This window comes from Streptomyces varsoviensis (assembly GCF_000718635.1).
In the GTDB taxonomy this organism is placed as follows: Bacteria; Actinomycetota; Actinomycetes; order Streptomycetales; family Streptomycetaceae; genus Streptomyces; species Streptomyces varsoviensis.
This window is the reverse complement of sequence record NZ_JOBF01000003.1, coordinates 729,252-747,382: the sequence shown is the minus strand read 5'-3', so window position 1 is coordinate 747,382 and position 18,131 is coordinate 729,252. Positions and strand designations below refer to the sequence as shown.

The 18,131-nt window shown below is 72.6% G+C and carries 13 protein-coding genes; 5 read left to right on the top strand and 8 right to left on the bottom strand.

Going from position 1 to position 18,131, the window contains the following annotated elements:
- Window positions 1-295: 295 nt before the first annotated feature.
- The 3 genes from IF55_RS07695 to IF55_RS07685 are packed head-to-tail and all read left to right on the top strand — an operon-like array spanning window position 296 to window position 3,494.
- Window positions 296-1,447 (top strand): Gfo/Idh/MocA family protein, encoded by a 1,152-nt coding sequence (locus tag IF55_RS07695; RefSeq protein WP_030875503.1) that lies wholly within the window; start codon window positions 296-298, stop codon window positions 1,445-1,447.
- The gene (locus IF55_RS07690; RefSeq protein ID WP_048831652.1) at window positions 1,444-2,631 is read left to right on the top strand and encodes a dihydrodipicolinate synthase family protein; all 1,188 of its coding nucleotides are present in this window, start codon (window positions 1,444-1,446) and stop codon (window positions 2,629-2,631) included. The genes IF55_RS07695 and IF55_RS07690 overlap by 4 nt, the downstream gene beginning before the upstream one ends.
- Complete coding sequence (locus IF55_RS07685) at window positions 2,628-3,494, top strand: sugar phosphate isomerase/epimerase family protein (RefSeq protein WP_030875509.1); 867 nt, start codon at window positions 2,628-2,630, stop codon at window positions 3,492-3,494. Before IF55_RS07690 ends, IF55_RS07685 begins: the two co-directional genes overlap by 4 nt.
- A 194-nt stretch (window positions 3,495-3,688) precedes the next feature.
- Here IF55_RS07685 and IF55_RS07680 read toward each other — a convergent pair whose 3' ends face one another.
- The 5 genes from IF55_RS07680 to IF55_RS07660 form a co-directional block, all read right to left on the bottom strand.
- Window positions 3,689-4,084, bottom strand: coding sequence for a DUF937 domain-containing protein (locus IF55_RS07680; RefSeq protein ID WP_030875511.1), 396 nt, complete (start codon window positions 4,082-4,084; stop codon window positions 3,689-3,691).
- Between the two features lie 319 nt (window positions 4,085-4,403).
- A complete protein-coding gene (gene xylB, locus IF55_RS07675; protein ID WP_030875514.1) occupies window positions 4,404-5,807 on the bottom strand; it encodes a xylulokinase in 1,404 nt (467 codons plus the stop codon).
- A gap of 127 nt (window positions 5,808-5,934) precedes the next feature.
- Window positions 5,935-6,873, bottom strand: coding sequence for a ribokinase (locus tag IF55_RS07670; RefSeq protein ID WP_030875516.1), 939 nt, complete (start codon window positions 6,871-6,873; stop codon window positions 5,935-5,937).
- A 114-nt stretch (window positions 6,874-6,987) separates the two neighbouring features.
- Window positions 6,988-8,940 (bottom strand): ABC transporter permease/substrate-binding protein, encoded by a 1,953-nt coding sequence (locus IF55_RS07665; protein WP_030875518.1) that lies wholly within the window; start codon window positions 8,938-8,940, stop codon window positions 6,988-6,990.
- Complete coding sequence (locus tag IF55_RS07660) at window positions 8,930-10,504, bottom strand: sugar ABC transporter ATP-binding protein (protein WP_030875520.1); 1,575 nt, start codon at window positions 10,502-10,504, stop codon at window positions 8,930-8,932. The genes IF55_RS07665 and IF55_RS07660 overlap by 11 nt, the downstream gene beginning before the upstream one ends.
- 365 nt (window positions 10,505-10,869) lie before the next feature.
- Here IF55_RS07660 and recD2 point away from each other — a divergent pair, with 365 nt between their 5' ends.
- Together recD2 and IF55_RS07650 are read left to right on the top strand one after the other, a co-directional pair.
- Entirely contained in the window at window positions 10,870-13,086 is a 2,217-nt protein-coding gene (gene recD2, locus IF55_RS07655) for an SF1B family DNA helicase RecD2 (protein WP_030875525.1), read from the top strand.
- Between the two features lie 196 nt (window positions 13,087-13,282).
- Window positions 13,283-14,572, top strand: coding sequence for a citrate synthase (locus IF55_RS07650; protein ID WP_030875528.1), 1,290 nt, complete (start codon window positions 13,283-13,285; stop codon window positions 14,570-14,572).
- On the opposite strand, the gene IF55_RS39245 is transcribed toward IF55_RS07650, so the two are convergent.
- From IF55_RS39245 to IF55_RS07640, 3 genes are all read right to left on the bottom strand, one after another.
- Complete coding sequence (locus tag IF55_RS39245; RefSeq protein WP_157854254.1) at window positions 14,550-14,876, bottom strand: hypothetical protein; 327 nt, start codon at window positions 14,874-14,876, stop codon at window positions 14,550-14,552. The genes IF55_RS07650 and IF55_RS39245 overlap by 23 nt on opposite strands.
- A gap of 529 nt (window positions 14,877-15,405) precedes the next feature.
- Window positions 15,406-17,703, bottom strand: a complete 2,298-nt coding sequence (locus IF55_RS07645; RefSeq protein ID WP_030875531.1) for a heavy metal translocating P-type ATPase — start codon at window positions 17,701-17,703, stop codon at window positions 15,406-15,408.
- 99 nt (window positions 17,704-17,802) lie between these two features.
- Window positions 17,803-18,045, bottom strand: coding sequence for a heavy-metal-associated domain-containing protein (locus IF55_RS07640; protein ID WP_030875534.1), 243 nt, complete (start codon window positions 18,043-18,045; stop codon window positions 17,803-17,805).
- Between the last annotated feature and the right edge of the window lie 86 nt (window positions 18,046-18,131).

Below are 18,131 nucleotides of genomic sequence, written 5' to 3'. Positions count from 1 at the left end.
TCCTGGATGGCGATCGGCGTGTCCCGATGTCGGACGCTAGGCAGCGGCGTCCCGCTGGTCAACCATGTCGGGCGCGCGGCGCGGTGGGTGGTGCGCGGATGCCGACTCGCGCGGTGCGGAGGCGGCCCGCCGGGGGCGCCGCTGCCGGGCATCGCTCAATTGAGCGAATTTCGCGGGCGATTGGTGTAACCGGCGACGTTGTTGTGGAGGCTGTTGACGGGGGTTAGTTTCTCCGGGCATGGGAGGGCCGCCGGCCCCGTACGGGGTGGCCGGTGCCGGAAAGGGGCACAGCATCATGACGCGCGAGACGGTGCGGATCGCCATGAACGGCGTCACCGGCCGCATGGGGTACAACCAGCATCTCGTACGCTCTCTCCTCGCCATCCGCGAGCAGGGCGGCATCGACCTCGGCGACGGTTCCACGATCTGGCCCGAGCCGGTGCTCGTCGGCCGTTCCGAGGCCCGGCTCGCGGCCGTCGCCCGCCGCCACGGCCTCGACGCGTGGAGCACCGACCTCGACGCCGTCCTCGCCGACCCCGCCGTCGACATCTACTTCGACGCCCAGGTCACCGCCGCCCGCGCGGAGGCCGTACGGAAGGCCGTCGCCGCCGGGAAGCACGTCTACTGCGAGAAGCCCACCGCCACCGGCGTGACGGACGCCCTGGAGCTGGCCCGCCTCGCGCGCGACGCGGGCGTCAAGTCCGGCGTCGTCCAGGACAAGCTGTTCCTCCCCGGCCTGCGGAAGCTCAAGCGGCTCATCGACGGCGGCTTCTTCGGCCGCGTGCTCTCCATACGCGGCGAGTTCGGCTACTGGGTCTTCGAAGGCGACTGGCAGCCCGCCCAGCGGCCCTCCTGGAACTACCGCGCCGAGGACGGCGGCGGCATCGCCGCCGACATGTTCCCGCACTGGGAGTACGTCCTGCACGAGCTGTTCGGCGCCGTACGGACCGTGCAGGCGCACGTCACCACGCACATCCCGCGCCGCTGGGACGAGCACGGCAAGCCGTACGAGGCCAGCGCCGACGACGCCGCGTACGGCGTCTTCGAGCTCGAAGGCGGCGCCGTCGCCCAGATCAACTCCTCCTGGGCGGTCCGCGTGGACCGCGACGAACTGGTCGAGTTCCAGGTCGACGGCGTCGAGGGCTCGGCCGTCGCGGGGCTGCGCCGCTGCCGCGTCCAGCACCGCGCCGCCACCCCGCGGCCCGTATGGAACCCCGACATCCCGGCCACCGAGGACTTCCGCGCCCAGTGGCAGGAGGTCCCGGACAACGAGGAGTTCGACAACGGCTTCAAGGCGCAGTGGGAGCTGTTCCTGCGCCACGTCGTCCTGGACGAGCCCTGGCGCTGGGACCTCCTCGCGGGCGCGCGGGGCGTGCAGCTCGCGGAGCTGGGCCTGCGCTCCTCCGCGGAAGGGCGCCGCCTGGACGTACCGGAGCTGTCCCTGTGACCATCGAACTCCCCGTAGAGGGCGGCGGCACGCGCACGTACGAGCCGCGCGCCGAACCGGCCCCGCTGCCCCGAGCCGGCGCCCCGGCCGCCTCCCGTACGGTCTTCGCCGCGGCCCATGTGGTCGCGGCCCCTTCCGGCGACCCCGGGGCCACCGGACTCGATTGGGACGCCACCCTCGCCTTCCGCCGCCATCTGTGGGGGCACGGCCTCGGCGTCGCCGAGGCGATGGACACCGCGCAGCGCGGCGGCGGCCTGGACTGGCCGGCCGCGGCCGAGCTGATCCGCCGTTCGTCCGCCGAGGCGAAGTCCGTCGGCGGCCGGATCGCCTGCGGCGTCGCGACGGACCAGCTCGATACGGCCCAGGCCGCTCTGGACGGGATCACTGCCGCGTACGAGGAGCAGTTCGCCGTCGTCGAGGAGAGCGGCGCCCAGGCCGTGATCATGGCCTCCCGTCAGCTCGCGGCCACCGCCGCCTCCGCGGACGACTACCACGAGGTCTACGGCCGGCTGCTGCGCCAGGCCGCGGAGCCCGTCATCCTGCACTGGCTCGGCCCCATGTTCGACCCCGCCCTCGATGGCTACTGGGGCAGCTCCGACCTCGACGCCGCCACCGAGACCTTCCTCGACATCATCGCCGCCCACCCCGACAAGGTCGACGGCGTCAAGATCTCCCTCCTCGACGCCGAGCGCGAGATCGCGCTCCGTCGCCGGCTGCCGCGCGGCGTGCTCTGCTACACCGGCGACGACTTCAACTACCCGGAGCTGATCGCGGGCGACGACCGCGGGTTCAGCCACGCCCTGCTGGGCGTCTTCGACCCGTTGGCCCCGCTCGCCGCCGAGGCGCTGCGCGTCCTCGACACGGGTGACGTCCAGCGCTTCCGCGCCCTCCTCGACCCGACCGTCGAGCTGGCCCGCCATCTCTTCCAGGCGCCGACCCGGCACTACAAGACGGGCGTCGTCCTGCTCGCCTGGCTGGCCGGGCACCAGGAGCACTTCACGATGGTCGGCGGCGCGCAGACCGCCCGTTCGCTGCCGCACCTCGCCCGCGCCTACGAACTCGCCGACACGCTCGGCCTATTCCCGGACCCGGAACGCGCCGAGGCCCGGATGAAAGCGCTGATCGCAGGCCACGGAAGTCCCGGAAGCCCCAGAAGTCCCGGAAGTCCCGGAGGAACGGTGTGAACGCCGAGGCCCCCCGGACGGGGGCGGCCGGGACGAGCGGCGCGGACCGCTTCAGCATCAACCAGGAGACCATCAAGCAGTGGTCGCTGCCCGAGCTGGTCGCGGGCTGCGCGGCGGCCGGCGTCCAGCATGTGGGGCTGTGGCGCGGACCGGTCCAGGAGTATGGACCGGCCGCCGCCGCCCGCCTCGTGCGGGACGCGGGACTCACCGTCAGCACCCTGTGCCGAGGCGGCTTCCTGACCGCGGCCGACCCCGCCGCGCGCGCCGAGGCGCTCGCCGACAACCGGGCCGCCGTCGACGAGGCCGCGACCCTGTCCACCGGCGTCCTGGTCCTCGTCTCCGGCGGCCTGCCGCCCGGCGACCGCGACCTGGCCGCCGCCCGGGAGCGGGTCGCGGACGCGCTGGCGGAGCTCGGCCCGTACGCCGCCGAGCGCGGGGTGCGGCTCGCGATCGAGCCGCTGCACCCGATGTACGCGTCCGACCGCTGCGTCGTCTCCACCCTCGCCCAGGCGCTCGACCTGGCGGAACGGTTCCCGGTCGAGCAGGTGGGCCTCGTCGTCGACACGTACCACCTGTGGTGGGACGACACGGCGGCCGATGGCATCGCCCGCGCCGGGCGCGCCGGGCGGATCGCGTCCTTCCAGGTCGCCGACTGGGTGACGCCGCTGCCCGAAGGAGTCCTGCTGGGGCGGGGCCAGCTCGGCGACGGCTCCGTGGACCTGCGCCGCTTCCGCGAACTGGTGGACGCGGCGGGCTACGACGGCCCCATCGAGGCCGAGATCTTCAACCCGTCGCTCTGGGCCCGCGACGGCAAGGAGGTCCTCGCCGAGACCGTGGAGCGCTACCGGGCGCATGTGCTCTGAAGGGCCGCCCCTAGGAGCTACCGGACGGCGATGAGGGATAGCCGGGCCGCTGGTCCGCTCCGTGGGGCCGCCAGTCTGCACCGAGGGCCCGCTGGTCTCTACCGAGGGCCCGCTGGTTCGCAGCGAGGGCGCGCCGGTGCGCTCCGAGGAGCGACCGGCCGCGATGAGGGGCTTTCGCGCCGCGCGGCGCGCCGTCAGCGCCGGGCGGACCGCCTGCCGAGGACGGTCACCAGCACCGGGGCGACCACGCGCAGCGCGGCGGTGACCTCGGTCTCGGGGCGGCCGGTCTTGTTGGCGAGGGCCTTGGCGACGGGGCCGATGGCCCTGGCCAGACCGTCGGCGGCGGTCCTGCCGCCGGTGCCCTCGCCGAAGCCGCCGAAGGTGACCTGGCCGACCAGCGGCTGCTCGTCGGCCGCCGCCACCTCCGCCGCCGGGACCTTCAGCGCGGACGTCGCGGACCGTACGACGGACGCGGCCTCCTCGGTGTCCGTGCCGAGGAGGCCCGCGACCGCCTTGAGCCGCTGATCGCCCAGCGCGTCGATGACATCGTCGTGCAGTTCGTCCTCGTGGTGCAGTTCATCCTCCGTCATGGTCACAACGCTACTTTTGTGCCGATATCCCGGCACCTTGAGTAACGGATGAAAAACTCTCGGAATCCGATGCAACCCTCCGGGAGGCCCGCGGGTCGTAGTTGGCATCAGGCTTCCTGGGGAGGGATTCGGGGGAAACAAGGAAGCCGGCCTTGAGGGGGGCCGAGGGGGTCGGACCGGTACGCCGCCGTGCGGTGGACGCGGGTCGGGCCCCCTCGTAGTACGTCGTCGCACGTCGTAGTACGTCGTCGTACGTGGTCCGCGAAAGATGTGTGCGCGAGAGGTTTATTCGCAAGAGGTCCGCAAATAGCGGGCGGCGTCAGCCGTGCGCCGACGCGCGCGCACGCGCGTACGCCGCCCGGACCCGGCGGCCCGGCGCGCCGTCGGCGGGGGCCGGGATCAGCCGGGCGCCGGAGAGCGGCCAGGACGGCGGTTCGGGGGTTCCGGCCAGCGCCCAGGCGGCCTGTCGGGCCGCGCCCAGCGCCACGTACTCCTCGGGCTCCGGCACCGTGACCGGCGTCCCGAAGATCTCGGCGGCGATCTCGCCCACCACGGGGGCCTTCGCGGCCCCGCCGATGAGCAGCACCCGCCGCGCCTCGACGCCCCGGGAGCGCAGTTCGTCCAGCGCCTCGGCCATGTTGCACAGCATCCCCTCCACGGCCGCCCGCGCGAGCTGCGGCGGACGCATGTTGTCGGTGCGCATGCCCAGCAGACTTCCCGTGGCCTCGGGGAGGTTGGGCGTGCGCTCACCACCCAGATAGGGGAGGAAGACCAGACCGTCCGCGCCCGGTTCGGCCGTACGGGCGAGCAGGTCGATGTCGCCGAGGCCGGTGCCGATCAGGCGGGCGGTCGAACTGAGCACCCGGGCCGCGTTCAGCGTGCACACCAGGGGCAGGAAGCGGCCGGTGGCGTCGGCGAAGCCGGCGACCGCGCCGGACGGGTCGGCCATGGGCCGCTCGGTCACCGCGAAGACCGTGCCGCTGGTGCCCAGCGAGACGACCACGTCGCCCGGCCCGATGCCGAGGCCGAGCGCCGCGCCCATGTTGTCCCCGGTGCCGGCCGCGACGAGCGCCCCCCACGGGGTGCGCCCCGCGCTCTCGTACGGGCCCAGCACGCGCGGCAGCGCGGGGGAGCGGCCGCCGAAGGCCAGGGAGAGGAGGTCGCGGCGGTAGTCGCCGGCGGCCGGGGACCAGTAGCCCGTGCCGGAGGCGTCGCCGCGGTCGGTGACCGGTTCGACGTCCGAGCCGGGGCCGCCGCGCAGCCGCCAGGTCAGCCAGTCGTGCGGCAGCAGCACGCTCGCGGTGCGGTCCGCGAGGACGCTCTCGTGCTCCGCCATCCAGCGCAGCTTGGCCACCGTGATGGCGGCGAGCGGCACGGTGCCGACGGCCTCCGCCCACCGCTCCGGGCCGCCGAGTTCGGCGACGAGGTCGGCCGCGGCCCCCGCCGAACGCGTGTCGTTCCACAGCAGCGCGTCGCGCACCGGCTCCCCCTGGTCGTCCAGGGCGACCAGCCCGTGTTGCTGCCCGGCCACCGCGATGGCGTCCACGCCCGCGAGCAGCCCGTCGCCCGCTTCGAGCAGCGCCCGCCACCAGGCTTCCGGGGCGACCTCGGTGCCCTCCGGATGGGTGGCGCGGCCCTGATGCAGCACCTCTCCGGTGTCGGCGTCGCAGACGACGACCTTGCAGGACTGAGTGGAGGAGTCCACTCCGGCGACTGTCGGCATGGCGGATCCACTTCCGTACGGGGAATGACGCCTGGTCAGGCGCGGGGACGCCCTTGGATCCTAGGGGCGGGTGTCAAGGGGCAGGGGGAAAGGGACGGTGCCAAGGGACGGTGCCAAGGGGGGAACGTTACGGCTCCTGTCGCGCCCCGCCCGGCAGCGCCTCCCCCGCCGCCGGATAGGACTCCTGGGCGCCCGCCCGCGTCACGGCCGCCGCCGCGACCCGGGTGGCGAGGCGCACCGCCGCCTCCAGGCCGTCGCCGACGCCCAGCCGCCAGGCCAGGGCCGCCGTGAAGGCGTCGCCCGCGCCCGTGGTGTCCACCGCCGCCACCTCGATGCCCGGCACGTGGACCGCCGGGCCGTCGCCGTCCGCGAGGAGCGCGCCGGCCGCGCCCAGGGTGACGACCACCGATCGGGGACCGCGCTCCAGCAGGGCCGCCGCCCACGCCCCGGGGTCGTCACCGGCCCCCGCCGGGTGGCCGTCGAGGAGATAGCGGGCCTCGTGCTCGTTGACGACGAGCGGGTCGCAGGCGGCCAGGACGTCGTCCGGCAGCGGCGCGGGCGGCGACGGGTTGAGTACGACGCGGGTTTCGGGGCCCACGGCCCGTACGGTCTCGGCGACCGTGTCCAGCGGGATCTCCAGTTGCAGGGAGACCACCCGCGCGGCCGCGAGCAGGCCGGCGGACGCCCGTACGTCCTCGGGGGAGAGCCGGGCGTTGGCGCCGGGGGAGACGACGATGCTGTTGTCGCCGGACGGGTCGACGGTGATCAGCGCGACGCCCGTGGGCGCGCCGCCGACGAGGACGCCGCCGACCTCGACGCCCGCCGCGCGCTGGGCGTCCAGCAGCAGCCTGCCGTGCGCGTCGTCGCCGACCCGGGCGAGCAGGGCCGTACGGGCGCCGAGCCGGGCGGCGGCCACGGCCTGGTTCGCGCCCTTGCCGCCCGGGTGGGTGGCCAGATCCGAGCCGAGTACGGTCTCCCCGGCCCGCGGCCGGCGCTCGACGCCGATCACGAGGTCGGCGTTGGCCGAGCCGACGACCAGGAGGTCGTAGCGGTGCTCGCCGTGCATGGTGATGTGTTCCTCTCGAAAAGCGTGACCTGGAAGGTGCGGTCTGGAAAAGCGTGTCCTAGGAGGGGCCGGGAAAGCGTGCCGCATAGGGGAGCGGCGGGAGGCAGCGTCGCCTCAGGAGAAGTCCGCGACGTTCTTCGCCGTGACGACCTTCACCGGCACCCTCACCGTCGCGTCGACCTTCTCACCCTTGGTCAGTCTGACGGCGTTCCGCACGGCCAGCCTGCCCAACTCCCTCGGCTGCTGCGCGACCGTCGCCGCCAGGGAGCCGTCCCGGACCGCCTTGAGCCCGTCCGGAGTGCCGTCGAAGGCGACGACCTTCACGGACGCGCCCGCCTTGGCGCCGAGGGCCTTGACCGCGCCCAGGGCCATCTCGTCGTTCTCGGCGAAGACGCCGTTCACGTCCGGGTGTGACTGGAGGAGGTTGGCCGTCACGTCCAGCCCCTTGGCGCGGTCGAAGTCCGCGGGCTGCCGGGCGACGACCTTGAGCCCCGGGTACGCCTTCAGCCCCTCCCGGAAGCCCTGGCCGCGCTCCCGGGAGGCCGACGTGCCGGCCGTCCCCTGGAGGACCAGGAGGGTCCCCTTGCCGCCCAGTTGCTCCGCGAGGGTCTTCGCGGCGAGCCTGCCGCCCGCGACGTTGTCGGAGGCCACGAGGGTGTCGACGGGCGCCTTGTTGACGCCCCGGTCGGCGGCGACGACGGGGATGTCCGCCTGGCCCGCGGCCTTGACGGCCGGGCCCGCGGCGTCCGAGTCCACCGGGTTCACGATCACGGCCTTGACGCCCCGGCTGGTGAAGTTCTGGATGTGGTTGGCCTGTTGGGAGGCGTCGTTCTGGGCGTCGGTGACGGTCAGGTCGACCCCGGACGCCTCGGCCTCGGCCTGCGCACCCGCCTTGAGCTGGACGAAGAACGGGTTGTTGAGGGTCGACAGGGACAGCCCGACCTTCGGCTGGGCGTCCGACGAACCGGGCCGCAGGAACACCGCGGCCAGCGCCACCGCCGCCACGGCCACCGCCCCGACCGCGATCTTCACCGGCCGCCCGCCGGGCGGTCCGCCGCCCGGCCCGGACGCGCCCGCGGGGGCCGTCAGGGCGCCGGTGCGGCGGCGCAGCGTGTCGAGGAGGACGGCCAGCGCGATGACGACGCCGATGACGACCTGCTGCCAGAACGCGGACACCGACAGCAGGTTGAGGCCGTTGCGGAGCACGGCGAGGATCAGCGCGCCGACGAACGTGCCGGACGCCTTGCCGACGCCGCCCGAGAGGCTGGCCCCGCCGATGACGACCGCCGCGATGGCGTCCAGCTCGTAGCCGTACGCCGCCTGGGGCTGCGCGGAGGAGAGCCGGGCGGCGAGGACCACGCCCGCGATGGCCGCGAACGCCCCCGACAGCGCGTAGATGACGAGCTTCTGCCGCTTGACGCGGATTCCGGAGAGCCGCGCCGCCTCCTCGTTGCCGCCGATCGCGTACATGGCGCGACCGCTGTACGTACGGGCCAGCACCACGGCCGTGACGACGCCGACCGCGAGCATCACGATGACCGGTACGGGCAGCCAGCCGCCGAGCGTGTCGCCGAGACCCGAGACGGAGTCGGGGAACGGAATCGGGGTCCCCTGGGAGACGACCAGGGCGAGGCCGCGCCCTATGGAGAGCATCGCCAGCGTCGCGATGAACGGCGGCAGCTTGCCGAACGCGACCAGCGCGCCGTTGACCAGGCCGCAGGCGACGCCCGTGACCACGGCGAGCACCAGCGCCGACCATACGGGCAGCCCCTGGGAGGTCCCCGTCCAGGCGAGCACGGTCGCGGACAGGGCGGCCACCGAACCCACCGACAGATCGATGCCCGCCGAGACGATGACGAACGTGACGCCGAACGCGAGGATCGCGGTGACGGCCGCCTGCACGCCGACATTGAGCAGGTTCTGGGTGGTCAGGAACGTGTCGGACAGCAGCGACAGCGCCACCACCAGCACCACCAGGGCGCTCAGCGCGCCGTTGTCGAGCAGCACCCGGCGCAGCACCAGGACCGCGCCCGACGGGCGGTCGCCCTTGAGAGCGTCAGCGGCCACGGGAGTCCTCCTCACCCTTCTCGGCCTTCTCGGTTTTCCCGGTTTTCTTGTCCTTCGCGGCCTTCTCGGGTTTCTTGTCTTCTGCCTCGGTCGGCCGGGTCTGTACGGCCAGGGCCATCACGGCGTCCTGCGTGGCGTCCGCGGCGGCGAGTTCGCCCGCGATCCGGCCCTGGGCCATGACCAGGACCCGGTCGCTCATGCCCAGCACCTCGGGGAGGTCGCTGGAGACCATGAGGACCGCGCGGCCCGCGGCCGTGAGTTCGTTGATGAGCTGGTAGATCTCGACCTTCGCGCCGACGTCGATGCCGCGCGTCGGCTCGTCGAGGATCAGCAGCCGCGCGTCGGCCAGCAGCCACTTGCCGATGACGACCTTCTGCTGATTGCCGCCGGACAACGTCCGTACGGGCTGGTCGAGGGAGGCCATCCGGACCGCGAGCCGCTCGGCGATGCGGGCCGCGGCCCGCCGCTGACCGGCCCGGTCCACGAGGCCCGCGCGGGTGGCGCCGCCGAGCGTGACCAGACCGAGGTTCTCGTGCACAGGGGCGTCCGGGAGCAGACCCTGGGCCTTGCGGTCCTCCGGTACGAGGCCGATCCCGGCCTTCAGCGCGGCGTTGACGTCGTGCCGGGGCAGCGGCCGGCCCGCCATCTCGACGGTTCCGGCGTCGTACGGGTCGGCGCCGAACACGGCCCGTACGACCTCGGTACGGCCCGCGCCGACCAGCCCGGCCAGGCCCACGACCTCGCCGGGCCGCACCTCGAAGGCGATGTCCTGGAAACTGCCGCCGCGGGTGAGGCCCTCGACGCGCAGCAGGGGGGCCGTGGCGCGGCTGGTGCCGCCGCTCTCGCGCGGGTACTGGGCCTCGATGGAGCGGCCGACCATCAGCCGCACCAGTTCGTCCGCGGGGGTGTCCGCCGGTACGCGGGCGACGCTGCGGCCGTCGCGCAGGACGGTGACGCGGTCGGCGAGGGCGGCGATCTCCTCCAGATGGTGGGTGATGAAGACGACGCCGACGCCGCTCTCGCGGAGCGTCCGGACAAGCCCGAAGAGCCTGTCCACCTCGTCGGCGGTGAGCACGGCGGTCGGCTCGTCCATGATCAGGACGCGGGCGTCGAGGGAGAGCGCCTTGGCGATCTCGACCATCTGGAGCCGGGCGATGCCCAGTTCGCGCACGCGGGTGCGCGGCGACACGTCGACGCCGACCCGGTCGAGCAGTCCGGCGGCGGCCCGCTCCATCGCCTTGCGGTCCACGAGGCCGAGGCGGCGCGGCTGGCGCCCGAGGAAGATGTTCTCGGCGACGCTCAAGTCCGGTACGAGGTTGAACTCCTGGTAGATGGTGGCGATGCCGTGCCGCTCCGCGTCCTGCGCGCTGTGGATACGGGCGGGCTCGCCGCCGACGAGGACGCGGCCGGCGTCCGGGCGGTGGGCGCCGGAGACCAGCTTGACGAGCGTCGATTTGCCCGCTCCGTTCTCGCCGAGCAGGGCGTGCACCTCGCCCGCGCGCAGGTCGAAGTCGACGCCGTCGAGCGCGACCACGCCGGGGAAGGTCTTGCGCACGCCTTCCATGCGGAGGAGTTCCGCGGAGGCTGGTCCGTGCGCCGGATCGGGACGGTCCTTCAACGGGCGCTCCCTTCGGTTTCGCCGCCGCGGCGGCGCTGGACGGGACGAGCGGGCAGGAGGCGAGCGGGCAGGAGGCGAGCGGACAGGAGGCGAGCGGACAGAGGACGAGCGGGCAGGGAACGAGCGGGCAGGGAACGAGCGGGCAGGGGACGAGCGGGCAAGGCGCGAATGTTTCGACGACTCCGCCGTTGGCGGCTCGGGGGCCGGTGAAATGGCTGGTCGGAGGGGTGCTCCGGGGAAGCGGAGCGGTGCCTGTCGGAAGTTATCCACAGGCCCGCACGAGTGTCCGGCCCCGGCGGTACCGTCGTGCCATGTCCCAGCAAGCGGTGCTCGAAGCGGTATTGGAACGGATCACCTACGCCAACGAGGAGAACGGCTACACGGTCGCCCGTGTGGACACCGGCCGTGGCGGCGGCGACCTCCTCACGGTGGTCGGCTCGCTGCTCGGCGCGCAGCCGGGGGAGTCGCTGCGGATGGAGGGCCGGTGGGGCTCCCACCCGCAGTTCGGCCGCCAGTTCACGGTGGAGAACTACACCACGGTGCTGCCCGCCACCATCCAGGGCATCCGCCGCTATCTGGGCTCCGGTCTGATCAAGGGCATCGGGCCGAGGATCGCCGACCGGATCACCGAGCACTTCGGCACGGACACGCTCGACGTCATCGAGCAGCAGCCGGGACGCCTCGTCGAGGTGCCCGGACTGGGTCCGAAGCGCACGAAGATGATCGCGGCGGCGTGGGAGGAGCAGAAGGCCATCAAGGAGGTCATGGTCTTCCTCCAAGGGGTCGGCGTCTCCACCTCCATCGCGGTGCGCATCTACAAGAAATATGGCGACGCCTCCATCTCCGTGGTGCGCAACGAGCCGTATCGGCTCGCCGCCGATGTCTGGGGCATCGGCTTCCTGACCGCCGACCGGATCGCCCAGTCCGTCGGCATTCCGCACGACAGCCCGGAGCGCGTCAAGGCCGGACTCCAGTACGCCCTTTCACAGTCCACGGATCAAGGGCACTGTTATCTCCCGGAGGAGCGGCTGATCGCCGACGCGGTCAAGCTGCTCCAGGTCGACACCGGGCTGGTGATCGACTGCCTGGGCGAACTGGCCGCCGACGAGGAGGGCGTGGTCCGCGAGAGCGTGCCCGGGCCCGACGGCGAGCCCGTCACCGCCGTCTATCTCGTCCCCTTCCACCGGGCCGAGCTGTCCTTGGCCGGTCAACTGCGGCGGCTGCTCCGGACGGAGGAGGACCGGCTGCCGGCCTTCCGCTCCGTCGACTGGGAGAAGGCGCTGACCTGGCTCGCGCGGCGGACGGGGGCCGAGTTGGCCCCCGAGCAGCGGGAGGCGGTGCGGCTCGCGCTCACGGAGAAGGTCGCGGTGCTCACGGGCGGGCCGGGCTGCGGCAAGTCCTTCACCGTTCGGTCGGTGGTGGAGCTGGCCCGCGCGAAGAAGGCCAAGGTGGTGCTGGCGGCGCCGACGGGCCGGGCCGCGAAGCGGCTGTCGGAGCTGACGGGGGCCGAGGCGGGGACGGTGCACCGGCTGCTGGAGCTGAAGCCCGGCGGCGACGCCGCGTACGACAAGGACCGGCCGCTGGAGGCCGATCTGGTGGTGGTCGACGAGGCGTCGATGCTCGATCTGCTGCTCGCCAACAAGTTGATCAAGGCGGTCGCGCCGGGGGCGCATCTGCTGCTGGTCGGCGATGTGGATCAGCTCCCGTCGGTCGGGGCGGGGGAGGTGCTGCGGGACCTGCTGGCGGAGGGCGGGCCGGTGCCGGCCGTGCGGCTGACGCGGATCTTCCGGCAGGCGCAGCAGTCCGGGGTGGTGACCAACGCGCACCGCATCAACTCCGGCGCGCCGCCGATCACGCAGGGGCTGGCGGATTTCTTCCTCTTCGCCGAGGACGACACCGAGGAGGCGGGGCGGCTGACGGTGGACGTGGCGGCGCGGCGCATCCCCGCCAAGTTCGGTCTCGATCCGCGCCGGGACGTGCAGGTGCTGGCCCCCATGCACCGGGGTCCGGCCGGGGCGGGGACGCTCAACGGGCTGCTTCAGCAGGCGATCACCCCGGCTCGGCCGGATGTGCCGGAGCGGCGGTTCGGCGGCCGGGTCTTCCGGGTCGGTGACAAGGTCACCCAGATCCGCAACAACTACGAGAAGGGGGAGAACGGCGTCTTCAACGGCACGGTCGGCGTCGTCACCGATCTGAACGTCGAGGAGCAGCGGCTGACCGTGCGCACGGACGAGGACGAGGAGGTCCCGTACGACTTCGACGAGCTGGACGAGCTGGCGCACGCGTACGCGGTGACGATCCACCGCTCGCAGGGGAGCGAGTACCCGGCAGTGGTGATCCCCGTCACCACGGGGGCGTGGATGATGCTCCAGCGCAATCTGCTCTATACGGCCGTAACCCGGGCGAAGCGGCTCGTGGTGCTGGTGGGGTCCAGAAAAGCGCTGGGTCAGGCGGTGCGAACGGTATCCGCGGGTAGACGGTGCACCGCGCTGGATCACCGGCTGAGCGGTGGCATACGCGATGCATAAATATTCAACAGACTCCTGAGCGCTCCCCGGTTTCCCCAAGTGGGGCGAAGGGGGCAGTATGGGCAGGCTAGGCGGCACTGAGTGCCGCACATAGGCCCTTTGGCCGACCCCGAGTGCACGTGCATGGTCCAAATGGGGGAAGGTAGAGGGAGTCAGGGCACCTCGAAGAAGAGGCACAACGTCGGTGAGGGATGACGTGAGCGACAACTCTGTAGTACTCCGGTACGGGGACGGCGAATACACCTACCCGGTGGTCGACAGCACCGTCGGCGACCAGGGCTTCGATATCGGCAAGCTTCGCGCCCAGACCGGTCTGGTGACCCTGGACAGCGGTTACGGCAACACCGCCGCGTACAAATCGGCGATCACCTACCTCGACGGCGAGCAGGGCATCCTGCGCTACCGCGGCTACCCGATCGAGCAGCTCGCGGAGCACAGCACCTTCCTGGAGACGGCGTTCCTGCTGATCAACGGTGAGCTGCCGACGGTCGACGAGCTGTCGACGTTCAAGGGCGAGATCACCCAGCACACGCTGCTGCACGAGGACGTGAAGCGGTTCTACGACGGCTTCCCGCGCGACGCGCACCCGATGGCGATGCTGTCGTCCGTGGTCAGCGCGCTGTCCACGTTCTACCAGGACAGCCACAACCCGTTCGACGAGAAGCAGCGCCACCTCTCCACGATCCGGCTGCTGGCCAAGCTGCCGACGATCGCGGCGTACGCGTTCAAGAAGTCGGTGGGCCAGCCGGTCGTCTACCCGCGCAACGACCTCGGCTATGTCGAGAACTTCCTGCGGATGACCTTCTCGGTGCCCGCCGCCGACTACGACCTGGACCCGGTCGTGGCCAGCGCGCTGGACAAGCTGCTGATCCTGCACGCCGACCACGAGCAGAACTGCTCCACGTCGACCGTGCGGCTCGTCGGCTCCTCGCAGGCCAACCTGTTCGCCTCCATCTCGGCGGGCATCAACGCGCTGTGGGGCCCGCTGCACGGCGGCGCCAACCAGTCGGTGCTGGAGATGCTGGAGGGCATCCAGCAGTCCGGTGGCGACGTCGACACCTTCATCCGCAAGGTGAAGAACAAAGAAGACGGCGTGAAGCTCATGGGCTTCGGGCACCGCGTCTACAAGAACTTCGACCCCCGGGCGAAGATCATCAAGGCCGCGGCGCACGACGTCCTCTCCGCCCTGGGCAAGGACGACGAACTGCTCGACATCGCGCTCAAGCTCGAAGAGCACGCGCTGGCCGACGACTACTTCGTGGAGCGCAAGCTCTACCCGAACGTCGACTTCTACACCGGGCTCATCTACCGGGCCATGGGCTTCCCGACCGAGATGTTCACCGTGCTCTTCGCGCTCGGCCGGCTGCCCGGCTGGATCGCCCAGTGGCACGAGATGATCAAGGAGCCGGGTTCCCGCATCGGCCGCCCGCGCCAGATCTACACGGGCATCGTCGAGCGCGACTTCATCCCGGTGGAGCAGCGCTGACGCTCGCGCTGCGCGCGGGCCCGGCCACCGCGCTGCGCGCCGGCTCGGCCACCGCGCCGTACGCGGCCCTGACCGCCGCGCCGTACGCGGGTCCGGCCGCCGGGCCGTACGCGGACCTGGCCTCCGCGCCGTACGCGGGTCCGGCCGCCGGGCCGTACGCGGGTCCGGCCGCCGGGCCGTACGCGGACCTGGCCTCCGCGCCGTACGCGGGCCCGGCCGCCGCGCCGCGCGGCGGCTGAGCCCCCGGCTGCCGGTCCGCACGCGGACTACGGTGCCGCCGTACGCGCGCAGCGGTGCTGTGCACCGCGGCACGGGGCGGCGTCAAACGTGGCATGCGGTGCCGAGTGCGCCCCCAGGGGGCGCTGAGCGCGGCATGGGGCGCCGAGCGTGTCTCCGCGTGGTGTCAACGCGGCATACGGTGCCGAGTGCGTTTCCACGCGGCGTAGAGCGCGTATGAGGAAAGCGCCCCGCTGCCGATCCCCCCACGGGTCGGAGCGGGGCGCTTCCCGTTTCCCGGTTCGGATTCCCCCCACGGGATCCGGCCGGGAGCCTGGACGCCGGTTCGCACCGGCGCACGCCTTGACGCGATCTGCCGGGACGCGTACATACGGGAGGGCCGCTCAAAGCTCCCCGGGCACGTCGCCCCGGCCACGCGTGGCCGGCATCGTCCCCCAAGACGATGCAGCACTGCCCGGTTAGACCTGCGACCCCCGCCAATGGTTACCCCCCGATCGCTGTGATCTGCGTCTCTTGCCATAAGGGACGTAAAAGGGCAAGAACCCCGATCTAAAGATCGAGGTTCTTGGGTGTGGGTGTTGTGTCACTTATGTGGATTAGGTGAAGGAACGGAGCCTCAGGCTGTTTGTCACCACGAAGACCGAGGAGAAGGCCATCGCGGCCCCCGCGATCATCGGGTTGAGCAGTCCGGCCGCCGCGAGCGGCAGCGCGGCCACGTTGTAGCCGAAGGCCCAGAAGAGGTTGCCCTTGATGGTGGCCAGGGTCCGGCGGGAGAGCCGGATCGCGTCGGCCGCCACCCGCAGATCGCCGCGTACGAGCGTCAGGTCGCCCGCCTCGATCGCCGCGTCCGTCCCCGTGCCCATGGCGAGCCCGAGGTCGGCGGTGGCCAGGGCGGCCGCGTCGTTGACGCCGTCGCCGACCATCGCGACCGTACGGCCCTCGCCCTGGAGCCGCTTGACCACGTCCACCTTGTCCTGCGGCAGCACCTCCGCGAAGATCTGGTCGCCCGGCGCGTCCATGCCGACCTCGCGGGCCACGGACTCGGCCACCGTCCGGTTGTCGCCGGTCAGCAGCACCGGGGAGAGCCCGAGGGCCCGCAGCCGGACGATCGCCTCGGCGCTGGACTCCTTGACGGTGTCGGCCACCGCGAGGACGCCCCGGGCCGCTCCGTCCCATGCCACGGCCACCGCCGTGCGCCCCTCGGCCTCGGCCGCCGTCTTGGCCGCCGCCAGCTCGGCGGGCAGTTCGATCGACCACTCGGCCAGCAGTTTCTCGCGCCCCACCAGCACCGCGTGGCCGTCGACCACGCCCTGGACGCCGAGCCCGGCCACGTTCTCGAAGCTCTCCGGCACGGGCAGCGAGCCCGCCTGTGCGATCGCGCCGTCCGCGATGGCGCGGGCGATCGGGTGCTCGGAGGCATGCTCCAGGGCGCCGGCCAGCCGCAGCAGCTCCCGCTCGCTCACGCCCGGCGCGGCCACCACGTCGTGCAGCCCCATCCGGCCCGTGGTCACGGTCCCCGTCTTGTCCAGCACCACGGTGTCCACGCGGCGCGTGGACTCCAGCACCTCGGGGCCCTTGATGAGGATGCCGAGCTGCGCGCCCCGGCCCGTACCGACCATCAGGGCCGTCGGTGTGGCGAGCCCCAGGGCGCACGGGCAGGCGATGATCAGGACCGCCACGGCGGCCGTGAACGCGGCGGTCGCGTCGCCCGTCGCCAGCAGCCAGCCGGCCAGCGTGCCCACCGCGATCACCAGCACGACGGGGACGAAGACGCCGGAGATCCGGTCCGCGAGGCGCTGCACCGCCGCCTTGCCGTTCTGCGCGTCCTCCACCAGCCGCGCCATCCGCGCGAGCTGGGTGTCCGAGCCGACGCGCGTCGCCTCGACGACGAGCCGGCCCGAGGTGTTCACGGTCGCGCCGGTCACGGCGTCGCCGACGCCCACGTCCACCGGCACCGACTCGCCCGTCAGCATCGACGCGTCGACCGCCGAGCCGCCCTCGACGACCGTGCCGTCGGTGGCGATCGTCTCCCCGGGCCGTACGACGAAGCGGTCGCCGACCGCGAGCCGGGAGACCGGTACGCGCTCCTCGCGCCCGTTCCGCAGCACGGCCACGTCCCGCGCGCCCAGCTCCAGCAAGGCACGCAGTGCCGCGCCCGCCTTCCGCTTGGACTTCGCCTCCAGATACCGGCCGACGAGGATGAACGTGGTCACCCCGGCCGCGGCCTCCAGATAGATGGCCGAGGAACCGCTCGTACGGGAGACGGTGAAGTCGAAGCCGTGCCGCATCCCGGCCATTCCGGCGTCGCCGAAGAACAGCGCCCACAGCGACCAGCCGAGGGCCGCGAGGGTGCCGATGGAGACGAGGGTGTCCATGGTGGCCGCGCCGTGCCGGGCGTTGGTCCAGGCGGCCCGGTGGAAGGGGAGCGCGCCCCAGACCACGACGGGGGCCGCCAGCGTCAGGGACAGCCACTGCCAGTTGTCGAACTGGAGGGCCGGGACCATCGCCAGCAGCACGACGGGCACGGAGAGGGTGAGCGAGACGAGCAGCCGCTGCCGCAGCGCGGCCGTCTCCTCGTCGCCCTTCCCGGCCCCGGGCTGTTCCTCGGCGGGCCGGCCGGACTCCGGCTCGGGGGCGGCGGGCTCGGGTTCCTTCTTGGGCTCGGCGCTGTAGCCCGTCCGCTCCACGGTGGCGACGAGGTCGCCGACCGCGACGCCGTCGGCGTAGCTGACGCGCGCCTTCTCGGTGGCGAAGTTGACGGTGGCGGCGACGCCGTCCATTCGGTTGAGCTTCTTCTCGATGCGCGCGGCGCAGGACGCGCAGGTCATGCCGCCGATCGAGAGTTCGACCTGGTTGCTGTGCGCCACCGTGGCTTCGGGGGCCGTGCTGGTCATGACGGTTCTCCTGGGAGGAGGGCCGGGCCGTACGGCGGCAGTATCAGCTGAGCGGTACGGCCCGGCGGGAGGGTGACGAGGGGGCCTCGGGGCGGCCGGTCAGACCTGGCCCACGAGCTCGTAGCCGGCCTCGTCGACGGCGGCGCGGACGGCCGCCTCGTCGAGCGGGGCGGCGGAGACCACGGTGACCAGGCCGGTGCCGGCCACGGCCTCGACGGAGGCCACGCCGTCGAGGGCGGACAGTTCCTCGCGCACCGCGCTCTCGCAGTGGCCGCAGGTCATGCCGGTCACCTTGTAGACGGTGGTGGTGGCGTTCGTCTCGGTGTTCGTCTCGGCGTTCATGGCCTCTCCTCAGCTCGTTCGGGCGGTCGCTCCGGGCGCGCCCATCGCTTTCCGACTCGTTCAACACTATACCCCCTGGGGGTATT